Consider the following 24,491-nt stretch of genomic DNA (forward strand, 5'->3'; position numbering starts at 1 on the left):
AATGGGACGACTAGCCCCAATCCTATGGGGCGGCAGCCTCCGGCCGTTACACGGTTTCCCGCGGGGGGATGCGAGGGGGCGTCACTCGGCGGCCGGGAGGGCCGCCTTCGGGCGCTGCCAGCCCCGCGACCCCCGCGCCCGCAGCCACGCCGTCGTCTCCTCGGGCGGCATCGCCGCGGCGACCAGCCATCCCTGTACGGCGTCACAGCCCAGGTCCCGCAGCCGCTCCCAGGTCTCGTCGTCCTCGACGCCCTCGGCGACGACGAGCAGGCCCAGCGAGTGGGCGAGGTCGACGGTGCACCGCACGATCTCCGCGTCCTCGGTGTCCACGGCGAGCCGTGCCACGAACGACCGGTCGATCTTCAGCTCGCTCACCGGCAGCCGCCGCAGATGCACCAGCGACGAGTACCCCGTACCGAAGTCGTCCAGCGACATCTTCACGCCGTGCCCGGTCAGCCCGGCCAGCGTGTCGGCGGCGCGCTGCGGGTCCTCCAGGAGGACGTGTTCCGTTATCTCCAGCTGGAGCGAGCCCGCGGGGACACCGTGCCGCGCCAGCCGGGCGGCCACCGATCCAGCGAAGCCGGGGGTGTGGACGTCGCGCGGGGAGACGTTGACGGCGACCGGGACGAACAGCCCCTGCGCCCGCCACCGGGCGACCTGCCCGAGCGCCGTGTCCAGCACGTACTCCGTGAGATGGGGCATCAGCCCCGATGACTCGGCGATCGCTATGAACTCGTCCGGCGGCACCTTGCCCCGCTCGGGGTGGACCCAGCGGACCAGTGCCTCGAGGCCTGCGACCTGGCCGTCGAAGCGGACCTTGGGCTGGTAGTGCAGCTGGACCTCGTGCGCGTCGAGCGCGCGGCGCAGGTCGCCGAGCAGGCCGAGCCGGTCCGGGGTGTTCGAGTCCCGCTTGGACTCGTAGACCTCGACGCCCGTACGGTCCCGTTTCGCCTGGTACATCGCCACGTCCGCGCGACGCAGCATGCCCTCGGCGTCGAGGGCGTGGTCCGGGAAGACGGCGACGCCGGCGCTGGCCTCCAGGACCAGGGTGAGGCCGTCGAGGTCGAGCGGGGAGCTGAGGGCGGCGACGAGGCCGCGGGCGACGCGGGTCGCGGACGTCGTGGAGTCGGCGACCGGCAGTAACACGGCGAACTCGTCGCCGCCGAGCCGCGCGGCCTCCGCTCCGCGCGGCAGGGCCAGGCGCAGCCGGTCGGCGATCTGGAGCAGCAGCCGGTCACCGGCGAGATGACCGAGCGTGTCATTGACCGATCGGAAGCGGTCGAGGTCGATCAGCATGAGGGCGGACCGGGCGCCGATGCGCTCGGCGTCGTCGAGGGCGGTCCATATGCGTTCCAGCAGCCACTGCCGGTTGGGCAGCCCGGTCAGCGGGTCGCGCAGTTGCTCCTCCGCCCGGGCCCGGGCTATCCACAGCGTGGAGTCGAGGGCGATCAGCGGGATCGAGAACAGCGGGAGCAGCACCGGCTGGGCGACGGCGACCACACAGACCAGCGGCGCGATGCCGAGCAGGGCGACCGCGACCAGGCCCTGTCTGACCAGGGCGGTGCGGGCGACGGTGGGCAGGCCGCCGCGCGGGGCGTGCAGATACCAGAGCAGGACGCGGCTGACCGCGAGGTAGGCGATGGCGACCAGCACCACCTCGGGTGCGGTGTAGACCGTCCAGGTGTCGGGGTTCCAGGGGCTCTCGACGGTCGGTACGCGTCCGAAGGCGGCGAGCACGAGGGCTCCGGCACCGATGCCGAGGATGTCCACCGCGCCGTGCAGCACGCCCTGCCGCCAGCGGCCCCGGCGGGCTACGCCGACCAGGACGACGACGGTGAGGCTGACCATGCCGGCCGGCACCCAGCCGTACAGCATCAGTACGGCGAGGGTAAGGGCGGCGCCGGAGCCGGTGCCGCCCCACCAGCGGGCGCGGCCGAGCGCGACCAGGTGGCCGACGACGATGCCGGTCAGCACGGCCAGCGACCAGCCCACCGTGCCGGACGGGAAGAGCGCGTGGTTGCCGGTGAACGCCCGGTAGAAGCCGCCGCCGAGGACGAACCCGGCCGCCGCGACGACCGCCGCGGGCCAGGACAGGTGCCGTTCGTGGTCGGAGCCCGGCAGTGCGCCGGGGGTGTGGTCGACGGTGAGCGGTGCGGTGCCGCTGCCCGCGCGTATGCCCTCGCCCGGACGTGCCGAAGTGCGTATCGCCCACTCTCGCCACGCGCCGGTCATCCGGCGCAGCCGTGAGTCCGGGGCGGCGCTCTCGGTCGGTTCCATTCCCGTCCCTCTCACAGCCGGCGGTGCCCACGCCACGCGGCCCGATGCCCGACAATCCCTCGGCGGCGCCGCGTTGGAAAACCCTTCCCCCTGCTCTGCAAGAGCAAAGGGATGCCCCAACCGCAGCTGGGCACGGCAGGCGCACATCTCAACAGTAGGCCGCAGAAGGCTTCCACGGGCAGCGGTCGTCGACGGTTGCCCGAATGCGCCCGGCCACCCGTATGCATCTGGTATGCGCCGATCGGGTGGCCTTCAACCTCCGCCGCTCCTTACTCCTCCGTCGGAAGGGCGACTTCGGCGGCCGCTTCGGGCCCCTGTTCCAGCAGGACGTTGAAGCCGTCCTCGTTGAGCACGGGCACCTTGAGCTGCATCGCCTTGTCGTGCTTCGAACCGGGATTGTCACCCACGACGACGAAGGAGGTCTTCTTGGAAACAGAACCGGTCACTTTCGCTCCGCGGCTCTGCAGCGCCTCTTTTGCGCCGTCGCGGGTGAAGTGCTCCAGGGTGCCGGTGACGACGACCGTGAGCCCTTCGAGCGGACGCGGGCCCTCGTCCTCGCCGGAGCCCTCCTCCTCCGTGCGGACGCCGGCGGCCTTCCACTTACGGAGGATCTCCTGGTGCCACTCCTCGGCGAACCACTCCTTGAGGGAGGCCGCGATGATGGGGCCGACCCCGTCGGTGTTCGCCAGCTCCTCCTCGGTGGCCCGCTCGATCCGCTCGATCGAGCGGAATTCACGGGCCAGCGCCTCGGCCGCGACCGGGCCGACATGACGGATCGACAGGCCGGTGAGGACGCGGGCGAGCGGGCGCTCCTTGGCGGCGGCGATGTTCTCCAGCATCGCCAGCGCGTTCTTCTTGGGCTCGCCCTGCTGGTTGGCGAAGACCGTGGCGATCTTCTCCTCGCCGGTCTTCGGGTCGCGCTTGGGCAGGCCGCTGTCCTGGTCGAGGACGTACGCCTTGATGGGGAGCAACTGCTCGACGGTGAGGTCGAACAGGTCGCCCTCGTCCGTCAGCGGCGGGTCGGACGGCTCCAGCGGCTTGGTGAGCGCGGCGGCGGCGACATAGCCGAAGTGCTCGATGTCGAGCGACTTGCGGCCGGCGAGATAGAACAGCCGCTCGCGCAACTGGGCCGGGCAGGTACGGGCGTTGGGGCAGCGCAGGTCGACGTCGCCCTCCTTCATCGGCCGGAGCGCCGTACCGCACTCGGGGCACTCGGACGGCATCACGAACTCGTGCTCGCTGCCGTCGCGCAGGTCGACGACCGGGCCGAGGATCTCCGGGATGACGTCACCGGCCTTGCGCAGCACGACCGTGTCGCCGATGAGGACGCCCTTGGCCTTGACCACGTCCTGGTTGTGCAGGGTGGCGAACTCGACCTCCGAGCCCGCGACCGTGACCGGTTCGACCTGGGCGTACGGCGTGACCCGGCCCGTACGGCCCACGCCCACACGGATGTTGACGAGCTTGGTGTTGACCTCCTCCGGCGCGTACTTGTACGCGATGGCCCAGCGCGGTGCACGCGAGGTGGAGCCGAGGCGCCCCTGGAGGGGAATCTCGTCGAGCTTGACGACGACTCCGTCGATCTCGTGCTCCACGGAGTGGCGGTTTTCGCCGAAGTACGCGATGAACTGCCGTACGCCGTCGAGGTCACCGACCACCTTGTTGTGCCGGGCGGTGGGCAGGCCCCAGGTCTTGAGGAGGTCGTAGGCCTGGGAGAGGCGGTTGAGGCCGTCGAAGCCCTCCAGGGCGCCGATGCCGTGCACGACCATGTGGAGGGGGCGGGTGGCGGTGACGCGCGGGTCCTTCTGGCGCAGTGAACCCGCCGCCGCGTTGCGCGGGTTGGCGAAGGGCTTGTCGCCGGCTCCGACCAGGCGGGCGTTGAGCTCCTCGAACTTCTCCATCGGGAAGTAGACCTCGCCACGGATCTCCACGAGATCCGGAACGCTGTCACCTTTCAGACGGTGCGGAATCTCCGCGATCGTCCGGACATTGGGGGTGATGTCCTCGCCGGCGCGGCCGTCGCCGCGGGTCGCCGCACGGGTGAGACGGCCCTGCTCGTAGGTGAGGTTGACGGCGAGGCCGTCGACTTTGAGCTCGCACAGGAAGTGGTACGCGGAGGTGCCGACGTCCTTGTGGACGCGCTCGCCCCAGGCAGCCAACTCCAGGTCGTCGAAGGCGTTGTCCAGGGAGAGCATGCGCAGGCGGTGCTGGACCGCCGTGAACTCCGTCTCGTACGCCCCCGCGACCTTCTGGGTCGGCGAGTCGGGCGTGCGCAGCTCGGGGTGCTCCTCCTCCATGGCCTCCAGGGAACGCAGCAGCTGGTCGAACTCCGCGTCGCTGATGACGGGAGCGTCCTTCACGTAGTACCGGAAGCGGTGCTCCTCGATCTGCTCAGCGAGCTTCGCGTGCTGCTCCCGTGCCTCGGCGGGCACCGTCGTCTCCGCTTGCTTGTCGCCGGCCACCGTTATGTCCTCCCGTTACTCAGGGTTGTCCGCGAGGGATCTCGCCGCCCGGACGCAGTGGGCGAGGGCCTTGCGCGCGTACTCCGGGGAAGCCCCCGCGAGTCCGCACGCCGGAGTGACCGTGACCGCCTCCGTGAGAAGCCCCGGTTGCAGCCCCAGCCTGCGCCACAGCGTCCTGACACCCATGACGCTACCGGCAGGGTCTGACAATGGGCCGTCCATGGTCGGCACCACACCGGCGAACAGCCGGGTGCCGCCTTCCACGGCCTCACCGATCGCGTCGTCGTCACGCTCGGTGAGGAGCGAGAAGTCGAAGGAGATCGCGGTCGCGCCCACCCGGCGCAGCAGGGCGAACGGGACGTCCGGTGCGCACGAGTGGACCACGACGGGGCCGCCGCCGTGCACCCCGACGACGTCGCGGAGGGTGGCCTCGATGACCTGCCGGTCCACGGCGCGGTACGTCCGGTATCCGCTGGCGGTCTTCACCTGGCCGCGCAGTACGGCGATGAGGGAGGGCTCGTCGAGTTGGAGGACGACCTGGGCGCCGGGTACGCGGCGCTGGACCTCCTCGAGGTGCAGCCGCAGGCCCTCTGCCAGGGAGCCTGCCAGGTCGCGGCAGGCGCCGGGGTCGGAGAGGGCGGACTCGCCGTTCCTCAGCTCCAGGTTGGCGGCGAGCGTCCACGGGCCGACGGCCTGCACCTTCAGCCGGCCCTCGTACCCCTGCGTGAACTCCTCCAGCGCGTCGAGGTCCTCTCCCAGCCAGGACCGGGCCCGCTTGGTGTCCCGGCCCGGGCGGTCGCCGATCCGCCAGCCGCTGGGTTCCACGCGCGCGTACAGCTCGACGAGCATCCCGGCGGTGCGGCCGATCATGTCCGCGCCGGGGCCGCGGGCGGGCAGTTCGGCGAGGAACGGGAAGTCCTCGAGGGTCCCGGTGACGGTCTTGGCGGTCTCTCGGGCGTCACCGCCGGGGAGGGAGCCGATGCCGGTGGCGGGGGCGAGGGTGAGGGTTTCGGTCACGTGGTTCAGCCTACGTACGTTCGCGGGAGGGTTTTTCGCCCCCGCCGCCCCTACCCGTCCCCTCACCAGGAGCGCTGCGCCGAAAGATGCGAGGCCAACCTTTTCCCCGGTACGTCAGCGGCCCGGGCGGACCGTCACGTCGTTGATCTCCGCGTCCGCCGGGAGGTCCAGGGCCATCACAATCGTCGTTGCCACCGACTCGGGGTCGATCCACTTCGAGGGGTCGTACTTCTTGCCCTCCTGTTGGTGGACCTTGGCCTGCATGGGGCTGGCCGTGCGGCCGGGGTAGACCGAGGTGACTCGGACGCCGTTGGCGTGTTCCTCGTGGCGGAGGGAGTCTGCCAGGGCCTTGAGGCCGTGCTTGGACGCCGCGTACGCGGACCAGCCGGCGTGGGCGGCCAGTCCCGCACCCGAGTTCACGAACACCACGTGCCCACGGGTGGTGCGGAGTTGGGGCAGGAAGTGCCGGGTCAGCTCGGCGGGCGCGATGAGGTTGACGTTGAGCTGATGGCGCCAGGATTTCGGGGTCAGGTCACCCACCGGGCCGAGATCGACCACGCCCGCGATGTGGAGCAGGGAGTCCACCCGGTCCGGGAGTGACTGGTGGGAGAAGGCCCAGGACAGCTTGTCCGGGTCCGCCAGATCGCCCACCAGCGTCTTCGCGCCCGGGAACTCCGCCGCCAACTCCTTCGCCCGGCCCGCGTCGCGCGCGTGGAGGACTAGTTCGTCCCCGCGCGCGTGCAGCCGACGCGCGACGGCCGCGCCGATGCCGGAACCCGCTCCGGTGATCACATGTGTAGCCATGTCCGCCATGTTCGCATCACGCCGCCGTTCCTAGGACACGCCCCGGCCCGCGGCGGCAGCCGCTGATGTCACAGCCTCCAGATACGCCAGCGCTCCCACCGGCTCCTCCGCGAAGAACACCAGGTCGGTGAGGCGGCGCGGCAGGAAGCCCTCGTCCTCCATGCGGCGGAACTGTTCCTTCAGGCCGTCGTAGAAGCCCGCGGTGTTGAGCAGGACCACCGGCTTGTCGGTGTGCCCGTGCTTCTTCAGCTCCAGGATCTCCGTCGCCTCGTCGAGCGTGCCCGTCCCGCCAACCATGATCACCACCGCCTCGGCCTTCTCCATGAGCAGCTTCTTACTCCCCCACTGCCTTAAAGGCGTGGGGGGACCCCCATGGCGAGGTCCTTCGCGATCACCATCTCGTCGGCGCCCTTGCGGGCCTTGGCGGCCAGGAAGTCCACGGAGACGCCGAGCAGCCGGCCGCCCGCCTCCTGCACTCCGTCGGCGACCACCTTCATGAGACCCACGTCGGAGCCGCCCCACCTGGGGGTACCCCCACGCCCTTAAGGCAGTGGGGGAGTGTGGCCGCCCTTGCCCAGCAGTTTCGCGAACTCCCGCGCGGGGCGCGTGTATCGGTCGTCGAGGTCGGCGGCGGAGAGGAAGACGCAGATTCGCATGGAGTCACCGTACGCGGGAAGAACCAGGGGGCCGCGAGCGCTCTTTCGGGTATGGCTGACGGACACACGATCACGATCGAGCAGGACACGCGGCACGTACGGGCCGTCCACGGCGAGCAGGTGCTCGCGGAGACCGACCGGGCGCTCGTGCTGCGGGAGACGGGCTGTCCCCCGCGGTACTACATCCCGGCCGAGGACGTACGGCTCGACCTGCTGAAGCCCTCCGACACGCACACCTACTGTCCCTTCAAGGGCACGGCCTCCTACTGGTCGCTGCCGGACGCCGCCGATCTGGTCTGGGCGTATCCCGACCCGAAGCCGGACGTCGCGGGGATCAAGGACCACCTCTGCTTCTACGAAGTGGAAGTGGTGTGACGCGCCGCTCGCCTCACCGATGAGTTCCGTGCCGTACGGCAGTCTCCACAGGCATGGACAAGCAGATCATTTCGCGCGACGGCACCCCTATCGCGTACGAGAGCACCGGCGAGGGTCCTGCCGTGATCCTCGCCAGCGGCGCGATGTCGACGGGGGCCACGGTGGCGCCGCTGGCCGTGCCCCTGTCGGGCCGTTTCCGGGTCGTCTCGTACGACAGGCGGGGGCGTGGTCAGAGCGGGGACACGGCACCGTACGCGGTGGAGCGTGAGCTCGAGGACCTGGCGGCGCTGATCGAGACGGTGGGTGGCGAGGCGGCGCTCTACGGCATCTCGTCCGGTGGCGCGCTCGTGCTGGAGGCGGCTGCGAGCGGGCTGCCGGTGCGTCAGGTGGCGGTGTATGAGCCGCCGTTCGCGGTCTACGAGGGTGGCGCGAAAGAACGCGCCGAGTACACCGAGCGGCTGAACGAGGCGCTGGCGGAAGGCCGGCGCGGGGACGCCGTCGAGCTGTTCCTGCGGCTCACCGGCCTGGCAGAGGAGATGATCCAGGGCGCCCGGCAGTCCCCCATGTGGGCCGGCATGGAGGCGATCGCGCCGAGCCTGGCGTACGACAACGCCGCGATGGGCGACGGTCTGGTGCCCCGCGCCCGGCTGGCCTCGATCACCGTGCCAGTGCTGGCCGCGGTGGGCGGCGCCAGTCCCGCGTGGATGCGGGAGGCCGCGCGTACCGTCGCGGAGGCCGCGCCCCACGGGACGTACCGGAGCCTGGAGGGCCAGACCCACATGGTGGATCCGAACGTCCTCGGGGCGGTGCTGGCGGAGTTCTTCGGGGGCTGACCGAAGGATGGCGGACGGATGAGCGGGGGATGAAGCGGGGATGACAGATGCCGGGCACGCGCGTGTGCCACGGGGGAGCACCCGCGCGTGGCCCTTCGTATGCCCTCGCGTGAGCGGTACGTGGGCGTGCCGTCGTACAGCACAACCGCTTGGCCGGGAAACGCCGCAGACCGGCTTGGTGAACGTGTCCGAAAACCTCAGCCCGCGTGGGTTGGAGGCCCCCTCAGCAGCCAGTGCGCGAGATCACGAGTCGCATCGCCTGCAGGCCCGGGCCCGCAGCCCGACCTTCAAGTAGCGCAGCTCACGGACTGTACGAGGTCCGTGAGAAGGTGTGGGCCGCCCTTGCCGGTGAGCGCTTGGCGGAAGGCTCCAGAGCGGTCAGAAGGCCTGCATCGGCGATGAAGCCTGTCACACAGCCCCGCGCCACAGATCGGGCTCGGCCTGTGCGAAACGGTGTTCCAGTTCTTCCAGGTCTCCGAGTGCCAGCCGCATTCCGCGTCGGAACGCCGGCCCGTGAGCCGGGACGGCCAGGTGCGTCAGCTCATGGACGAGGACGAGGTCCACCAGGGCAGGAGGCAGTTGCATCAATGCCCAGTGCACGGTGATGGTCCCGTCCGGGTCACAGGCACCCCAGCGCTCCTTGAGGTCTCGTACGACGACGTCCCTGGGAGCCGCACCTGCCCGCTCGGCCAGAGGCCGCATACGCGCGGTCATCCAGTCCGCGCCCCGTGCGGTGTACCAGTCGGCGATCAGCAGCGCGCCCACCCGTGGGGAGTCGGGGCGCGGAAGTTCCAGCCATCCCTGGTGCAGCCGTACTCGTGCGCCCGGCTCGGCGGGCACGACCCTCAGTCGGTGGCGGCGGCCGAGATACGCGAAGCTCGCCCCGCTGACCAGTTCCTTGCGGGGCTCCCCTCCTCCGCGCCTGCGCCGGTCGACCTCGTGCGCTATGCGGGGAAGGCGGGACCGTACGGCCGCCGCGACCGCCTGCGGATCGGCGTCGGGGGGCACCGCGAACAGCACCCCGCCGTCCTCGCGGATCTCGATCCCGAGTGTCCGGCGGCGCGGCCGTACGACGACCTTCCACGTCCACTCCCCCGGCAGGGGAAGTGACGCGAGTGCGGACTGCACGGAGAGGCTCACCCGGCATTGGTACCACCCGGCACCGACAGCCGACGCGGCCGGCGACCGGCTACCGGCCGTGGACCCGAACCGGAACAGCGCGCCAGGCGCTACCCGTGCGGCCTCGCCTCGTGGCGGAGGAAGTCGTCGCGCCGCTGCACGGCGAGCTCCAGCAACGCGGCGGCCGTGTACGCGGTGTCGTCCCAGTCAACGTGCAGACGGTCACTCACTCTGAAGCGCAGTACCTTGCGCGCCTCGCTCTGGGCGTCGGCCTGGGTCACGAAGTGCGGTGTCCGCACCAGGACCGCGATGTCCGCCGTGAGGAGGCAGGCCGCCTCGTACAGGTCGACCTCGGTGGGCGGGAGGGGCGCGCCCTCCTGCTCCAGTGCCCGCACCAGCGCGCGGTAGACCGGCCGTTCCGTCAGCGGGTCGAGGGACGGGCCCGTCTCCTCGACGTCCGCCGTGATGTCGCCATACAGCCGTGCCAGGTCGGTCGCGGCCTGCTCGAAGTCCTGGCGCATCTGCTGGACGATCTCCTCCAGACGGGCGCTGAACAGCTCGTAGCGGGCCCGGTCCGTGCCGATCCTCGCCGTGATGTGGGTCCGCAGGCGGCTGACCATGTACCTGGTCCTGGCGCGGGCGTCGGGGTTGGCGTCGACGCGTTCCATGAACTCGGGCGCGCTCAGTTCGATGGGCGGGACCCGCAGCTCGACACCGGTCACCCGGAGGTGGTCGGCGATGAGCCGGCGTACCTTCGCCCCGTACCGGCGCGGGCTGAACTCGTCGCGTCCGTCCAGGTAGCGCTGCCGTGCCAGGTACTGCACCTCGCCCAGCCGGCCCGCGAACCGCTCGTACCGCAGGGCGTACGGGCGGGGCAGGACCGCGCCCAGGGCGGCGAGGAAGTCCCGCGCCAGTTCGTCGAACTGACCGCGCGTGAGCGGGTCTTCGAGTACGTCAAGCAGTGCCTCGCGACGCTGTTCGTCGGCCAGGGAGAGGATGCCGTGTTCGTCGTAGGACGCGAGTCCGTGACCGTCCATGAAGCGGGCGACGCGGCCGTGCAGGTCGTCGAGGAGCCGGTCGGCGGCGGCGTCCGCCTGGAGCAGCAGACCGTCGTCGGTGGGCTGCGGCCCCTCGAAGTCGCGGCGCAGGTGGTCGACGGTGACGTTCTCGAAGCCGTAGACCTCCCGCAGGTGGTGCTCCTCATAGGCGCGCAGGGAGCGGGCCAGTTCGTCGCCGATGCCGACAAAGTCGACGAGCGTGCCCCACCGCTTGCCCGGGTAGGGCCGGTTGGTGCGGGCGACGGCCTGAAGCAGTCCGGCGCCGGAGAGCGCGCAGTCCAGATAGAGGACCTGCTCGACGGGGGCGTCGAAGCCGGTGAGGAGCATCGACTGGACGACGAGGAAGGCGACGGGCTCCGCCGTCTCCTGGTCGCCTTCGTCCGCTTCGTCCGCCGCGTCGTCCTCGCCGTCCGGTCGTTCCACCTGCCATACGTCCGTCACGGCGGCGCCGGTGGCGCCGTGCGCCTGTCCCGACGGGCCGTGGGGCTCGACGGGCCACGAGGGGTCGGTCGCGGCGGCCAGCGGGTCCCCGAGTCCCTCCTTGAAGCGCTCGATGTACGTGTCCTGACGGGACTTCAAGGTCCACTGCCGCCAGCCGACGGGGTCCTTGCGCGGGTCGCCGTGGATCACCACCGCCGCGTCGATCGAGGCGAGGACGTCACGGTGCGGCAGTACGGTGAGCAGTTCCCGCAGCTCGTCGTCGGCACCGAGGGCCGCCATCGGGTCGTGGGCGATCGCCGGGTCCAGCGCGTCGAGCCGTGCGAGCAGCCGGTCCCGGGAAGCGAGGAGCGCCTCCCGGTAGTGGACGGCGGCGAGCCGGGAAACGGCCGCCAACTGGGCGCCGAGGCGGTCGGGCAGCGCGTTGACCGCCCAGTGCCGCAGCATGAAGTCGGCCTTGTCGGCGATCACCGAGGACGCTTCGAGGACTTCCTTCTTCCGGGCGAACTTCCGCAGCACCCGCTCGCGCCGCTCCGGGTCGTCGGGCACCTGCTCGTCGAACTTGGCGTCGAGCGCGGCCTTCTCGATCACCTCCAGCGGCGCGTCGTACGCCTCGTACCGTACGGGGACCACGGACCGGTCGAGCTCGGCCTCGCGCAGGGTGTAGGCGTCGACGAGCGGCCCGAAGATCGCTTCGGTCTCCTTGCGGGCACCCCGGATGATGGGCGTGCCGGTGAAGCCGACCAGGACGGCGTTCGGCAGCAGGGCGCGCAGCCGGGCGTGCAGCCAGCCGGCGTGGCCGCGGTGCGCCTCGTCGACGAGTACGACGATGTCCGAGCTCGGGTTCGCGGGCCGCACCTGGGCGGAGGCGTCCTTGTCGGCCCCCTGCGCCGGGGGACTGTCCTCACGGCCGTCGTAGGCGGTGTCGTCGCGCTGGGCCTTCTGGAGCATGACCAGGACGACGTCCGGTACGGGTGCGGCCAACTGCGCCCGTGCGTTGGCGACGCCGTCGGCCCGGTAGACGGGTTCCTCGGCGGCCGCCAGCGAGGCCTGGATCTGCTTCTCCAGGTCGATGCGGTCGGTGACGACGACGACCTTGTGGTGCTTGAGCTCGCTGTCGCTCCTGATGTGGCGGACGAGGAAGGCCATGGTGAGGCTCTTGCCGGAGCCCTGCGTGTGCCAGACGACCCCGCCGCGTTGGTCGACGTCCTGCTTCGCCGCGATGGCTCTCCTACGGCGCTGAAGCCGACGGGCGAGTCTGCGCACGGCCTTGAACTGCTGGTACCGGCCGATGACCTTGAGCGTACGGCTGCCCTGTCCGCGCTCGGTGGTGAAGTCCCGTACGAGGGTGAGGAGATGGTCGGGCCGCAGGACACCGGCGACGAGGACCGCCATGTCGGTGGCGCACCCGTCGGCGGGCGCGGGCTCGGTCGTACGCCAGGGCGTGAAGTACTCGGGCGTCGAGGTGACCGTCCCCAGTTCCGCATACGTACGGTCGGTGCCGACCAGCACCTGCGCGAAGCGAGTGAACTCGGCGACGGGGAAGGGCGATTCCAGGCTCGCGTAGCGGCAGACCTGCCCGACCGCGTCGTCGAGGGCGGCCCTGCTCTCCTCCCTGCCGCCGGAGGTGAGCGGGGCCTTGCACTCGATGACGACCCAGGGCAGCCCGTTGACGAACAGGACAAGGTCGGGGGTGACGGGGGCCGCGTCCTTCCGCTCCACACGGAACTGACTGACCGCGAGCAGGTCGTTGCGGCCGCCGTTCTCCCCGTCCCAGTCGACGAGTTGTACGTGTTCGGGGTCGCCCTTCTTCCAGCCGGGCAGCATGCGGGCGTTGACGCCCTTGCGCAGCAGCCCAGTCACGGCGAAGTTGCCGCGCACACCGCGATCGGCAGGGACCTGACCGGGCGCCGCGCCGAGCACGAGGGCAAGGAGGTAGTCGAGCTGAGCGCTGGTGAGCCAGGACCCGCCGTTCGGCCCCGAGTTGATCCGCGAGATCGCGTCCCGGAAGCGCTTCGCATAGACGACCTCGGTGAACGCCTCGCGCTCGGACGGGCTCGGCGAGGTGGCCGGTTCGCCGGGCGGCGCCCCTTCCAGGTGCTCCCATCCGAGGTCGACCAGGTGCCGTATCAGCGGCTGCTCGGTCTGGTCGTACTCCGGTAGCTCCCGCCGACTCACCGCTGGACTCCCTGCCCTCACCGTGCGCCCCGGCGTCTCCATGGGACGTACAGGAAACTCTACTCACGGGCAGGGAGCCGACCAGGGGTGTTTCGGCCTCGCGATCAAGCCACGAGGGTGCTTTGAGGGCTCGGCTGATCTCCGGTTCAGGCCGCGAGGGCGGGCGGCGGCTGCGGCGGAAGGGCCAGCTCGAACCAGATCGTCTTGCCTGCGGGCCCGTACGGCCCCTCACCCGTGCCGCAGCCGCCCCAGCGGTCGGCGAGCAGGTCGAGGATCAGCAGGCCTCGCCCTCCGTCCGCGTACGCCGGTACGGCCGGGGGCGGTGGCAGGGGTGGCAGGTCGGGGCCCATGTCCCAGACGCTCACGCGGAGTACGGGGTCCAGCCAGTGCAGGCGGACGAACGCGGGGCCCTTCGTGTGCCGTACAGAGTTGGTCGTGAGCTCGGACGTCAGCAGCTCGGCCCGGTCGGTGAGTTGGGCGAGGCCGTGGGCGGTGAGGACGGCGCGGAGAGTGAGGCGGGCGATGCCGGGGGCTCGGGGATCGCAGGGGAAGTGGAGCTCGTAACTCCAGGGGGCGGTGAAAGGGAGGGGGCTGAGGTCAGCGGGTGGAGGGGGTTCGGGGTCGTCGGCGTGGGGGGCGAGGACGGTGGGGGGTCGGGTCACGCGGCACCTCCGTTGGTGCGAGTGGCTGCGGTGAGTACGCGGATGTGAATCGCGCGGTGGGGCCGTCCCCTCCGACTCCAGGCCGGTGCGGTGTCTTTGCCGGGACGTTCGCCGCCTTCCGGATGGGCGGTGGGGGTCCGGTGTGCTTCCGCGGGGGTGGGGCGGGGGTGGCCTGAGTCACACCATAGCGAGGGAGATTTAACCCGTGCCATCCATCTCACTGGAACGGGTGTAGTTTCTCTGCGAGATGGACTCGGAGCGCCACCATCGGCACACTGTGCGCGAGCAAGGAGGGCCCTGATGGCACCGAACACCCCGACAATCCGACAGCGCCGGTTGGGCCTGGAGTTGCGGCGACTCCGCGAAGCAGTCGGCATGTCCGCCCCCGCCGCAGCTGCCGCACTGGGCACGGATCGCACCAACATCTCGAACATCGAGGCAGGGCGTTACGGCATCGGCGAGGAACGCCTACGCAGGCTGGCCAGCATCTACGAGTGCAACGACGACGCTCTGATCGACACGTTGGCCGCGATGACGGGCGGCCGCAAGCCGGGCTGGTGGGACGAGTACCGGGGCAAGGTACCTCCGGGGCATCTCGACATCTCCGAGATCGAGCACTACGCCGTACACCTGCGCACCGTGCAGACCTCGCACCTTCCGGGGTTGTTCCATACCGAGGACCACGCCAGAGCGATCTTCGACCTCGTCGTACCAAAGCTTCCTCGCCTGGAGGTCGAGTTGCGCATCGCGCACCGGCTCGCCCGGCAGCGCGTTGTGAAGGGAGAAAAGCCGGTGCCCTACATCGGGATCATCCACGAAGCCGCTCTGCGGATGCAGTTGGGCGGCCGGGACGTGGCACGTGCCCAACTTCTTCACTTGCTGGACGAGAACGAGCGTGACAACGTGACCTTGCTGGTGATCCCGTTCGCCAACGGAGGCTTTCCGACGGTGGGAGACGCCGTCCTGTACGCGGCGGCGGACAACCCGCACTTGGACACGGTGCACATGGACTCACCGGCCGGACCGTTGTTCTTCGACTCGCCAACCCAGTTGGAGAACTTCCGCCAGCGTCTGGACTTGGCTGAGCGGGCGGCGTTGACTCCGAAGAAGTCGGCTGATTTCATCCGCGCGATCGCCAAAGAGATGTAGAGGGAGCAGGTCTTGTCGGAGTTGTGCTGGTTGAAGTCGTCCTTCTCCGGGGAGGGCGGCAACAACTGCGTTGAGATAGCCCCGGCAAGCCCAGAGGGCATCGCCCTTCGGGAGAGCGAGAGCCCGATCCGTGTTCTGACCACGGACCGGGCTGTGTTCGGGGCGCTCGTGCGGAGCGTCAAGGCGGCGCAACTCAGTTAGCGGAGACCCCTGTTCGGCGGACCAGCAGGTCCTCGATCACCGCTCGCTGGATCAACCGAAGTTTCGCGATGCGCTGCCTCATCAGACTGAGGGTGCGACTCTCAGCCTCCCAGACACCCACGACGCGGTCCTGTGTATCGCGACTCGCACGCGGGAACGGAACAGCCTCAAGCAGGCTTGAGTTGATGGTGTAGAGGCCCGAACTCGTGGCAGTCCGCGACTTCCAATAGGTCCGTACAGCTTGGGAGTTGAGCCAAAGCATGGCGAACTCGGGCAGCACGTCGTCAAAGCGCAGCCGGAAGAGATGGTTCTGGTAGAGGAGCCCGCTCTGCTCGGGTCCGACCATCGCGCACCGTCCGATCTGCTCCGGGTCTGCATGCCCCTCGACGACAAGAAGGTCACCCGGAGTCAGGGAGTAGCGCCGATGGTCGCGTTCGATCGCTTCCATCTGAGCAATGTCCCCTTCGATCCAGCCTTTGCGTACGTTCGCCACACGCAAGTAACCAGTCGGCCGGAGATGCGGCACGCGGTGTGCTCCGAGGGTGACACCGGCGTCGATCGCCACGCCCGCGTCCTCGAGATGGACGAGGTCTTCCTTGCTGAACGACACCAGCCGCTCAACCAAGGCGTCGAGAAGCAGAGCTTTCTTGGCAGCCATCGACTCCAACGCCCCGATCCGCCGCTCGAAGGCGGCATGCGCGGCGACGATCCGGCGTTGTTCGTCCAGCGGGACGTTGGGAATGCAGAGCTGCCGAACCTGGTCCTGCCCGATGTTCTTCATCCCGGCACTCGTACCGGTCGCCAGCACCTGGATGCGCTGGCGGGTGACCGGCTGCACCAAGGCAAGCTGCACGAACTTCGGCTCGGCGACGGCCGTGTTGACATGGAGGCGAAGCGTCTTATCGCTCAGTAGGAGGCGTGGAGGCGGTTCTTCGGCGATGCAGGCAAGACCAACCAGTTCCTCCGTGTTCGCCCGCGTCATCAACAGATCACCGCGTTTGACCTCGTAGCGCGGATGGACCAGCGCCGGATCGCGGATGACCTTGTTCTCGCGTGCGGTGAATCTGCCGGGCTGGACTGCACTGACCTTGAGTACGCCCCACTCGCCCTCCCCGGCAGGGGTATCTTCCGCAGACGGGCTCTTCCCAGCCTCGATCCTTGTCAGCAGCGAATCGAGTGCGACCTCACCGCCCATAACCCAGCTCCTCCAGCCAACTCCCCAGCTCCCCCTGAGCCTCCGCGTCAGCCCCCTCCAGCTCGCTCAGCGAAACCCCGTACTTCTCCACCCACCGCCGGAACACCGCCACCAGCTCCCGCCGTCCCACCGCGAACGCCGCGTCCACGCGCCCCGAGATGTCCTCGTTCAGGACGTCCAGGACGATCTCCTGGGTCCGCCCCTCGTCCGCCAGGACAACCGTGGCCGCTTTCTTGAGTTCCTTCAGGAACAGGTCGTCCAGCGCCTTGCGCTTCTTCGTCGCCGCCGTGCGTGCCTTCCGGCAGACCGCCAGCTCGCGCTCCAGGCGTGCGAGTTCCTCGTCCGACACCGGTTCGGACTCAACGGAGTCCGCCGCGTCGGCCTCATCCTCGCCGTCCTCCGCCGGCTTCGCCGCCGCCAGCGCGTCCAGCGCCTCCTTGTAGGCCGCGTCCGCAGCCGCGACCTCCGCCTCCACCACCGCGTACTGCTGGAGGAACTCGGGGATCAGATGGCGTACGACCGGCTGGTCCATCGCGCGGCGCCGGTCGGTGGCCGAAACCGTCTGCCTGCGCGAGGTGCCCGTGATCACCGCGCCCTCCGCCGGTCGGACGATCGCCTCCGTCGAGTCCACCCAGCCTGCGAGGACCCGGGCGAAACCGCCCGCCGCCAGGGCCTTCATGTCGTAACGGGAGTGCGTCCACCAGTCGGCGACGATGCCCGCCGTGCGGTACTCGTCCAGTACGCCGACCGCGCCGATCGCCTTGATGAAACCGTTCAGGAGGCCGGAGCGCAGGTCCATCAGACGGCGGTCCTCGGCCAGCTGGGCGAAGAGCTTCGAGCCCTCCTCCCACCAGTCCGCGTACGCGGTCCGCAGCTCCGTCTCCTTCGCCGCCGCCAGTTCGGCGATGCGCCCCACCGTGGCCTCGGGGCCTTCGGGCAGGAAGTCGTAGTAGGCGGGGTCGTCGTCGCGCTTCGCGAACAGCGTCGACGCGTCCACCCCGTACGCCCCGAAGAGCCCGGACCTCGCCGCCACCTCCGCGACCGGCACTCCTCCGTACAGGTGCGCCCGTACGTCCTGCGGCTCCGGCGGGGGCGAGTTGTCCACCCAGCGGCGGATGTTGAGGTTGGCGCCCTCGGCGAGGAGGTCGTCCACCCCGACGAACCGCGAGTAGCCCGACAGCTCCCGCCCGTCCTTGAACACCGTGACGATCTTCTCGACGTGCTCGGGGCCCAGCTCGTTCTGGTTGCGGCCCACCGTGAACTCGCGGTCGGCGTTGATGAAGAGGACCTTCTTGCGCCGCTCGGTGTCCGGCTTCTCGCGCGGGCGCCGGAGGACGAGCACACAGGCCGGGATGCCGACGCCGTAGAAGAGGTTGGGGCCCAGGCCGATCACGGCCTCCACGCAGTCGTCGCGCAGCAACTCCTCGCGGATGTCCTTCTCCTTGCCGCCACGGAACAGCACCCCGTGGGGCATGACGACGGCGACCACGCCGTTCCGTGCCAGCACCGAGATCATGTGCTGGACGAACATCAGGTCGGCCTTCTTGCCCTTCTCCGGCGCCCAGCCCCACTTCATGCGCGTGCCGTGCACGGCGTCGGCGGCGGCCACCGCCTGCTGGTCGTAGGGCTGGGAGAAGGGCGGGTTGGAGAGGACCTTGGTGAAGGTGAGCAGGCGTTTGCCGGCGTCGAGGTGGAGCGGCTCGGTGAGGGTGTCGCCGTGGTGGAGGTCGAACTTGCGGATGCCGTGCAGCACCATGTTCATGCTCGCCATGGACCAGGACGCGGGGTTGCGGTCCTGGCCGTTGATGCCCAGCTCGTCCGGGTTGCCGCCGTGCTCCTCGACGTACTCGCGGGCCGCGATGAGCATGCCGCCGGAGCCCATGCAGGGGTCGTAGACGCTCTCGGTGGGCTGCGGGGCGAGCAGACGCACCAGCATCCGGACGACCGAACGCGGGGTGTAGAACTCACCGCCGCTCTGGCCCGCGCTGTCCGCGAACCGGCCGAGCAGGTACTCGTAGGCGGCGCCCAGCATGTCGGGGAACTCGAAGTCCTCGTTGCGGAGCCGGTAGATGCTGAAGTGCCTGATCAGGGACAGCAGTTCGTTGGTGGTGAAGCGCGGCTTGTTGCCGACCACCGCGTTGAACTCGATGTGGGAGGCGACGCCGGTCAGCCGCGAGTTGCCCTCCTGGAGCGCGGCGAGCGCCTTGTCGAGGTACTCGCCGGCCTGCACGACCTTGCCGTCGGGTCCCCTGGTCTCAGCGGTCAGTGCCTCGATCCCGGGGACGGTCACCTCGGGCTCTTCGGGGTCGAGCACATGCGGGCCCGTCCACCAGCGGGCACGCGGCGGGACGAAGAAGACGTTGGTGTAGAAGTCGGGGTTGTCGGCCCGTTGCAGGGCCTTCGTCTCGCTGCCCGTCTCCTTCAGCCGCTGCTGATACGTACGCTCCCAGGCGGGCTGGAACTCGTCCGAGGCCCGTTTGAGGAAGAGCAACCCGAAGATGTAGTCCCGGTAGTCGGAGGGCTCCATCCGGCCGCGGAGGATGTCGGCGGCGGCGAAGAGGTGCCGCTCCAACTGGGGAAGGGTGATGCGGGCCACGCGCCGGTCCTTCGGGGGAGAGTGGGGGACGGGAGGTCGATCGATCGTGCCAGGGCAGCCTAGACGGCGGGCCGGTGCGGGCGGTAACCGTCGGACCGGCGCCTTTCGGCCATGCGGACGGCTACCTCGACCGGTCGTCCACGATGCCGAGACTGACCAGCAGCCGCCACACGTCGGTGGACGGGTCCCGCTTGAGGACGGGGCAGTCCTCCGCGTGTCCGGAGCGTGCGGCCCACTTCCTGTCGGACTCCGGGACGCTGCCGCGCGGCACGGGCTTGGGCTTTCGGTTGTCGGCCTTGCAGCCGCCGTGCTCGCACTGGTTGACCAGGCTTCTCGCATGCCTGACCGCCTTGTTGGCCGCCTCGCCGTCCAACGCGTCCCGGCGCTCGCCCTTGACGCTCTTGTCGTTCTTCACGTCGAAGGACTTGTACGCCGGGTGCGCCGCCCGCAGCTTCTTCACGATGTCCTTGTTGCTGCCGCTCTGCCGCCCGCTCATCGCCTGGAAGTGCAGCAGCAGCCACAGGTCGAAGGACGGGTGCGAGAAACACACCTGGATGTTGGCCTCGGCGGCTTCCCTGAGCGCCTTCGGGATGTCGTGGTGCTCGTCCCTGTCGAACAGGACCCACGCCTCCTCGCCCTCGGCCTGCTTGAGGTCGCGCACGGCAGCGACGGCTCTGGAGGGAATGAGACCGTTCTTCGCGCTGATCGGATGGATCAGGAACGGCTGCCTCTCCCCGTCCCCGCCGTCCCCGTAGCGGGAGTTGAGGTGGTCGAGGTACTGCGGCTCGGTGACCTCGCCTTCACAGGCGATAAAGAGGACCCGCTGCTCCTTCGATACCGGCGGCCGGTACGGGACCGGCGCGAACCGGTCGTCCCTGCTCCCCCTGCGCCTCCGTGACGTCCCTGCCCCTCCCGCGCCTTCCGTCTCTCCCGCCCCGCCGACACCGTTGTCCTGCTGCCGTCCGCCCCGCCTGCTCACGCTGTTTCCTTCGCCTCCTGCCAGGACAGTTCACGAGCGATCGCTCCCGCGCCGACCCGCGGTACGCCGCCGTAGCGCCCACGCAGATATCCGGTTTCCAGGTCCTCGTCCTCCGCCGGATGGGCGGCGGTCACGGGATAGAAGGTGGTCGTCCCCGAGCGTTCCTTCGCCGCGATCCACACCTGCTCGCGATCGAGCGGCCGGTCGAGGACCGCCTCGCCGAGCAGGGTGGCGTCATGCGTCGTGAAGATCAACTGGGCGTTGTTCGGGTTGGCCTTGGGGTCCTGGAAGATCCGTACGACCTCGGCGGCCAGGGTGGGGTGCAGGCTGGAGTCAAGTTCGTCGACCAGCAGCGTCGTCCCGTTGTCCAGGACGGTGAGCATCGGTCCCAGGAACGCGAACCAGGCGTGCGTACCGAACGACTCCTCCCGCAAGAAGTCCAGGGGGACATCGCCACCGTCCGGCGTGCGGTGCCTGAGCCGGATGCCTCCGGACTCGGGATCGACTTCGATGCCGGTGATGCCCAGGTCCGCGATGGCGAGGAGGTGGAGGATCCGCTCGCGGTAGGCGTTCTCCGTGTTCTTCGCAGTCTTCTCGGTCAGCATTCGCTGTGTGAACGTCGTACGCCCCGTGATGTCCTCGCCCGGCGTGACCAGCCACAGGTTGTTGAGGAACCAGCGGTGCAACGCCGAGAGCTGGGGGTCATTGAGGGTGGCTCCAGCGGAGAGGAACAGCGCGTCCGGCCGCGTGAATCCCACCAGGGCCTCGCGGTTCCCGGTGAAACCGTCCCCTTCGAAAACGAACTCCGGACCCTCCGACTCCGGCCGACCCGCTTCCCGGTCGAACCAGACCTGGCGCTCGCCGTCGGGATAGGCGTGCAGCCATTCGGCCTCCACCCGCTCGTCGGACAGTTCGAACCCGTAGGTGTAGCGGACCTTCCGGTGGCGCCCCAATGCGAGGTCCACCTCGAAGAGTGTCGTCTCGTCGGCGCTGTCCCGGTCGAGTTTGAAGGGCTGGCGAGGCACGCCGGGATATTTCGGCCAGTCCGCGAACGAGGTCCGTACCGCCTCGCGCATGGCCGTCATAGCGCTGAGCAGGTTGGTCTTGCCCGACGCGTTGGCGCCGAAGACACCCAGGACGGAGAGCCCCGGAACAGGTCGGTGATCGTACTCAAGGCCGACGTCCCGGGCCGTGCCCTCCTTGAGCTCGGTGCCGATCAACGACAGCTCGCACTCGTCACGAATCGAGCGGTGATTGGCCACTCGAAAACGGAGGAGCACCCTCGACCTCCCGGCGGACGGGGAGGCGACCCCGTCGTTCTCGTACCTTTGCGGACGATCCGCAAAGGGCAGCCTATGACGGCGGCCGGTCCAGGGCCAGCCTCGAAGATCGTCTAAGCCACGCCCACCGTGGTCCGCACCGTAGAAGCGATCGTCGCCGACCCCACCACGCGCGTGCCGTCGTACAGCACGATCGCCTGGCCGGGGGCGACGCCGCGGACCGGCTCCGTGAACGACACCTCCAGGGTGCCGTCGACCAGTTCGGCGGTGACCTCGGTCTCGCCACCGTGGGCGCGGAGCTGGGCGGTGTAGGTGCCGGGGCCGGTCGGGGCGGTGCCGCACCAGCGTGGCTTGACCGCCGTCAGCCCGGTCACGTCGAGCGCGGTGGCCGGGCCGACCGTCACCGTGTTGTTCACCGGCGAGATGTCCAGGACGTAGCGGGGCTTGCCGTCGGGGGCGGGGGTGCCGATCCGGAGGCCCTTGCGCTGGCCGATGGTGAAGCCGTACGCGCCCTCGTGCGTGCCCAGCTTGGCGCCGGTCTCGTCGACGATGTCGCCCTCGGCCTTGCCGAGACGGCCGGCGAGGAAGCCCTGGGTGTCGCCGTCGGCGATGAAGCAGATGTCGTGCGAGTCGGGCTTTTTGGCCACGGCCAGGCCCCTGCGCTCGGCCTCCGCGCGGATCTCGTCCTTGGTGGTGAGCGTGTCGCCGAGCGGGAACATCGCGTGCGCGAGCTGCTTCTCGTCGAGGACGCCGAGAACGTACGACTGGTCCTTGGCCATGTCGGAGGCGCGGTGCAGTTCGCGGCTGCCGTCCTCGCGCCGCACGATGTGCGCGTAGTGGCCGGTGCAGACCGCGTCGAAGCCGAGTGCGAGGGCCTTGTCGAGCAGGGCCGCGAACTTGATCTTCTCGTTGCAGCGCAGGCAGGGGTTGGGGGTGCGGCCGGCCTCGTACTCGGCGATGAAGTCCTCGACCACGTCCTCGCGGAATCGGTCGGCGAGGTCCCACACGTAGAAGGGGATGCCGATCACGTCCGCGGCGCGGCGGGCGTCGCGCGAGTCCTCGATGGTGCAACAGCCTCGCGCGCCCGTCCGGAACGATTGTGGGTTCGCGGACAACGCGAGGTGGACTCCCGTCACGTCATGGCCTGCTTCCGCCGCGCGGGCGGCGGCGACGGCGGAGTCGACTCCGCCCGACATGGCGGCGAGGACGCGGAGGGGGCGCTGCGGGATGTGAGTCATAACGCTTCCAGGGTACGGGGCGCCGGGAACCGGAGCGCGCGAGTATCCGTTCACGATCACATGGGGGCGAGAAGAGCATCCAAGAGCAAGAGCGAGGGCGGCGACGGCGACCGGCGCATCGGGCGGCGGGCGCTGCTCGTCGGCGGGGCGGCCGCCGCCGTGGGCACCGCCGTGCTGGCCCGTGACGAGTTGGGGCGGGTGTGGTGGCGGGTGCCCGGCGTGGAGAAGCCACGCAAGGAGGGCGAGGTCGACTACACGGGCGCGAAGTGGGTGGCGGCGGCGTCGGCGAACTGGCGGCGCGCGGACCGGCCGGACGACTACGGCGTCGACATGGTGGTCATCCATGTCACCCAGGGCAGCTTCGCCAGCGCGGTGAAGGTGTTCCAGGACCCGGGGCACGGCGCGGCGGCACACTACATAGTCCGCAAGGACGGCCACGTCACGCAGATGATCCGCGAACTGGACGTGGCGTACCACGCGGGCAACCGGAGCTACAACGAACGCAGTGTGGGCATCGAGCACGAGGGCTTCGTGGACCGGCCGGAGGGCTTCACGGACGAGATGTACGAGGCGTCGGCGCGGCTCACGGCCCGGATATGCGCGCGCTACGACATCCCCGTCGACCGCGAGCACATCATCGGCCATGTGGAGGTGCCGGGGACGGACCACACCGACCCGGGTGAGCACTGGGACTGGGACCGGTACATGAAGCTCGTACGACAGGCGAGCACCGCCTCCGCGTAGCCCCCGTGTCCGGCCCTGTCCGGATTCCGGCAAGAGCGCGTACGTACCGGTGCGCCCCTACGTCAGTCCGGCCGCCCGTGCCCGTTCCACCGCCGGGCCGATGGCCTTGGCGACCGCCTCGACGTCGGCCTCGGTGGAGGTGTGGCCGAGGGAGAAGCGGAGGGTGCCGCGGGCCAGGTCGGGGTCGGTGCCGGTGGCGAGGAGGACGTGGCTGGGCTGGGCGACGCCCGCGGTGCAGGCGGAGCCGGTGGAGCACTCGATGCCCTGGGCGTCCAGGAGGAGGAGCAGGGAGTCGCCCTCGCAGCCGGGGAAGGTGAAGTGGGCGTTCGCCGGGAGGCGGTCCACCGGGTCGCCGCCGAGGATCGCGTCCGGGACCGCCGTACGGACCGCCTCGACCAGGTCGTCGCGCAGGGCGCCGATCTCGCGGGCGAACCACTCGCGCTGCTCGGCCGCGAGCCGGCCGGCCACCGCGAAGGAGGCGACGGCGGGGACGTCGAGGGTGCCGGAGCGGACGTGGCGTTCCTGGCCGCCGCCGTGCAGGACGGGCACGGGGGTGTACTCGCGGCCGAGGAGGAGGGCGCCGATGCCGTACGGGCCGCCGATCTTGTGGCCGGACACCGTCATCGCGGCGAGCCCGGAGGCGGCGAAGTCGACGGGGACCTGGCCGAAGGCCTGGACCGCGTCGGCGTGCAGCGGGACGTCGAACTCCCGGGCGACGTCGGCGAGTTCGCGGACCGGCAGGACCGTGCCGATCTCGTTGTTGGCCCACATGACCGTGGCGAGGGCGATGTCGTCGGGGTTGCGGGCGATGGCCTCGCGGAGTGCTTCGGGGTGGACGCGGCCGTACGCGTCGACCGGGAGGTACTCGACGGTGGCGCCCTCGTGTTCACCGAGCCAGTGCACGGCGTCGAGGACCGCGTGGTGTTCGACGGGGCTGGCGAGGACCCGGGTGCGGGCCGGGTCGGCGTCGCGGCGGGACCAGTACAGGCCCTTGACCGCGAGGTTGTCGGCCTCGGTGCCGCCGGAGGTGAAGACGACCTCGCTGGGGCGGGCTCCGAGGGATTCGGCGAGGGTCTCGCGGGCCTCCTCGACGGTTCGCCTCGCGCGGCGGCCGGATGCGTGAAGGGAGGAGGCGTTGCCGGTGACGCCCAGCTGGGCGGTGAGTGCCTCTGCCGCCTCCGGAAGCATCGGCGTGGTCGCGGCGTGGTCGAGGTAAGCCATGGTGAGCTG

The 24,491-nt window shown here is 70.1% G+C and carries 18 protein-coding genes and 1 pseudogene; 5 read left to right on the forward strand and 14 right to left on the reverse strand.

Annotated elements, in window-relative coordinates; translation table 11 throughout:
- Positions 1 to 81: 81 nt before the first annotated feature.
- From AQJ91_RS28340 to AQJ91_RS28360, 5 genes and pseudogenes are all read right to left on the reverse strand, one after another.
- Positions 82 to 2,277: a putative bifunctional diguanylate cyclase/phosphodiesterase gene (locus AQJ91_RS28340; protein WP_067027126.1), complete on the reverse strand. Its 2,196-nt coding sequence runs from the start codon at positions 2,275 to 2,277 to the stop codon at positions 82 to 84.
- 269 nt (positions 2,278 to 2,546) lie between these two features.
- Positions 2,547 to 4,739, reverse strand: coding sequence for an NAD-dependent DNA ligase LigA (gene ligA / locus AQJ91_RS28345; protein ID WP_067027128.1), 2,193 nt, complete (start codon positions 4,737 to 4,739; stop codon positions 2,547 to 2,549).
- A 15-nt stretch (positions 4,740 to 4,754) separates the two neighbouring features.
- Positions 4,755 to 5,756, reverse strand: coding sequence for a methionine synthase (locus AQJ91_RS28350; RefSeq protein WP_067027130.1), 1,002 nt, complete (start codon positions 5,754 to 5,756; stop codon positions 4,755 to 4,757).
- A 114-nt stretch (positions 5,757 to 5,870) separates the two neighbouring features.
- The gene (locus AQJ91_RS28355) at positions 5,871 to 6,560 is read right to left on the reverse strand and encodes an SDR family oxidoreductase (protein WP_199848045.1); all 690 of its coding nucleotides are present in this window, start codon (positions 6,558 to 6,560) and stop codon (positions 5,871 to 5,873) included.
- 30 nt (positions 6,561 to 6,590) lie between these two features.
- Positions 6,591 to 7,216, reverse strand: a pseudogene (locus AQJ91_RS28360) (LOG family protein).
- 51 nt (positions 7,217 to 7,267) lie between these two features.
- Here AQJ91_RS28360 and AQJ91_RS28365 point away from each other — a divergent pair.
- Both AQJ91_RS28365 and AQJ91_RS28370 read left to right on the forward strand, forming a co-directional pair.
- Positions 7,268 to 7,591 (forward strand): DUF427 domain-containing protein, encoded by a 324-nt coding sequence (locus AQJ91_RS28365; protein ID WP_067027134.1) that lies wholly within the window; start codon positions 7,268 to 7,270, stop codon positions 7,589 to 7,591.
- Positions 7,592 to 7,644: 53 nt separating this feature from the next.
- Positions 7,645 to 8,424 (forward strand): alpha/beta fold hydrolase, encoded by a 780-nt coding sequence (locus AQJ91_RS28370; protein WP_067027136.1) that lies wholly within the window; start codon positions 7,645 to 7,647, stop codon positions 8,422 to 8,424.
- A gap of 408 nt (positions 8,425 to 8,832) precedes the next feature.
- Here the strand turns inward: AQJ91_RS28370 and AQJ91_RS28375 are convergent, their stop codons facing one another.
- The 3 genes from AQJ91_RS28375 to AQJ91_RS28385 form a co-directional block, all read right to left on the reverse strand.
- Entirely contained in the window at positions 8,833 to 9,564 is a 732-nt protein-coding gene (locus tag AQJ91_RS28375; protein WP_067027138.1) for a M48 family metallopeptidase, read from the reverse strand.
- 89 nt (positions 9,565 to 9,653) lie between these two features.
- Complete coding sequence (locus AQJ91_RS28380; RefSeq protein ID WP_234383026.1) at positions 9,654 to 13,217, reverse strand: type I restriction endonuclease subunit R; 3,564 nt, start codon at positions 13,215 to 13,217, stop codon at positions 9,654 to 9,656.
- Between the two features lie 146 nt (positions 13,218 to 13,363).
- Entirely contained in the window at positions 13,364 to 13,879 is a 516-nt protein-coding gene (locus AQJ91_RS28385; RefSeq protein ID WP_067027142.1) for an ATP-binding protein, read from the reverse strand.
- A gap of 300 nt (positions 13,880 to 14,179) precedes the next feature.
- On the opposite strand from AQJ91_RS28385, the gene AQJ91_RS28390 reads away from it, so the two are divergent.
- Together AQJ91_RS28390 and AQJ91_RS28395 are read left to right on the forward strand one after the other, a co-directional pair.
- Complete coding sequence (locus tag AQJ91_RS28390) at positions 14,180 to 15,028, forward strand: Scr1 family TA system antitoxin-like transcriptional regulator (protein WP_067027144.1); 849 nt, start codon at positions 14,180 to 14,182, stop codon at positions 15,026 to 15,028.
- A gap of 30 nt (positions 15,029 to 15,058) precedes the next feature.
- Entirely contained in the window at positions 15,059 to 15,229 is a 171-nt protein-coding gene (locus tag AQJ91_RS28395; protein WP_324618032.1) for a DUF397 domain-containing protein, read from the forward strand.
- On the opposite strand, the gene AQJ91_RS28400 is transcribed toward AQJ91_RS28395, so the two are convergent.
- The 5 genes from AQJ91_RS28400 to mnmA all read right to left on the reverse strand — a co-directional run bounded on the left by AQJ91_RS28400 (position 15,222) and on the right by mnmA (position 22,517).
- The gene (locus tag AQJ91_RS28400) at positions 15,222 to 16,424 is read right to left on the reverse strand and encodes a restriction endonuclease subunit S (RefSeq protein ID WP_067027148.1); all 1,203 of its coding nucleotides are present in this window, start codon (positions 16,422 to 16,424) and stop codon (positions 15,222 to 15,224) included. The two genes, AQJ91_RS28395 and AQJ91_RS28400, sit on opposite strands and share 8 nt — an antisense overlap.
- Positions 16,414 to 19,020: a type I restriction-modification system subunit M gene (locus AQJ91_RS57460; RefSeq protein WP_067027150.1), complete on the reverse strand. Its 2,607-nt coding sequence runs from the start codon at positions 19,018 to 19,020 to the stop codon at positions 16,414 to 16,416. The genes AQJ91_RS28400 and AQJ91_RS57460 overlap by 11 nt, the downstream gene beginning before the upstream one ends.
- Positions 19,021 to 19,141: 121 nt before the next feature.
- Positions 19,142 to 19,999 (reverse strand): RloB family protein, encoded by an 858-nt coding sequence (locus tag AQJ91_RS28410; RefSeq protein WP_067027152.1) that lies wholly within the window; start codon positions 19,997 to 19,999, stop codon positions 19,142 to 19,144.
- Positions 19,996 to 21,261: an AAA family ATPase gene (locus AQJ91_RS28415; protein WP_234383027.1), complete on the reverse strand. Its 1,266-nt coding sequence runs from the start codon at positions 21,259 to 21,261 to the stop codon at positions 19,996 to 19,998. The genes AQJ91_RS28410 and AQJ91_RS28415 overlap by 4 nt, the downstream gene beginning before the upstream one ends.
- A 131-nt stretch (positions 21,262 to 21,392) precedes the next feature.
- Positions 21,393 to 22,517 (reverse strand): tRNA 2-thiouridine(34) synthase MnmA, encoded by a 1,125-nt coding sequence (gene mnmA, locus AQJ91_RS28420; protein WP_067027156.1) that lies wholly within the window; start codon positions 22,515 to 22,517, stop codon positions 21,393 to 21,395.
- 60 nt (positions 22,518 to 22,577) lie between these two features.
- Here mnmA and AQJ91_RS28425 point away from each other — a divergent pair, with 60 nt between their 5' ends.
- Complete coding sequence (locus AQJ91_RS28425) at positions 22,578 to 23,261, forward strand: N-acetylmuramoyl-L-alanine amidase (protein WP_067027158.1); 684 nt, start codon at positions 22,578 to 22,580, stop codon at positions 23,259 to 23,261.
- Positions 23,262 to 23,318: 57 nt separating this feature from the next.
- Here AQJ91_RS28425 and AQJ91_RS28430 read toward each other — a convergent pair whose 3' ends face one another.
- A complete protein-coding gene (locus AQJ91_RS28430) occupies positions 23,319 to 24,482 on the reverse strand; it encodes a cysteine desulfurase family protein (protein ID WP_067027160.1) in 1,164 nt (387 codons plus the stop codon).
- Between the last annotated feature and the right edge of the window lie 9 nt (positions 24,483 to 24,491).

This window comes from Streptomyces dysideae (assembly GCF_001514305.1).
Classification (GTDB): Bacteria; Actinomycetota; Actinomycetes; order Streptomycetales; family Streptomycetaceae; genus Streptomyces; species Streptomyces dysideae.

Bases quoted from the DNA above. Each gene is read 5' to 3' on its own strand.
- AQJ91_RS28340 (WP_067027126.1), bottom strand. From the start codon at position 2,277: ATGGAACCGACCGAGAGCGCCGCCCCGGACTCACGGCTGCGCCGGATG.
- AQJ91_RS28355 (WP_199848045.1), bottom strand. From the start codon at position 6,560: ATGGCTACACATGTGATCACCGGAGCGGGTTCCGGCATCGGCGCGGCC.
- AQJ91_RS28365 (WP_067027134.1), top strand. From the start codon at position 7,268: ATGGCTGACGGACACACGATCACGATCGAGCAGGACACGCGGCACGTA.
- AQJ91_RS28370 (WP_067027136.1), top strand. From the start codon at position 7,645: ATGGACAAGCAGATCATTTCGCGCGACGGCACCCCTATCGCGTACGAG.
- AQJ91_RS28390 (WP_067027144.1), top strand. From the start codon at position 14,180: ATGGCACCGAACACCCCGACAATCCGACAGCGCCGGTTGGGCCTGGAG.
- AQJ91_RS28400 (WP_067027148.1), bottom strand. From the start codon at position 16,424: ATGGGCGGTGAGGTCGCACTCGATTCGCTGCTGACAAGGATCGAGGCT.
- mnmA (WP_067027156.1), bottom strand. From the start codon at position 22,517: ATGACTCACATCCCGCAGCGCCCCCTCCGCGTCCTCGCCGCCATGTCG.
- AQJ91_RS28425 (WP_067027158.1), top strand. From the start codon at position 22,578: ATGGGGGCGAGAAGAGCATCCAAGAGCAAGAGCGAGGGCGGCGACGGC.
- AQJ91_RS28430 (WP_067027160.1), bottom strand. From the start codon at position 24,482: ATGGCTTACCTCGACCACGCCGCGACCACGCCGATGCTTCCGGAGGCG.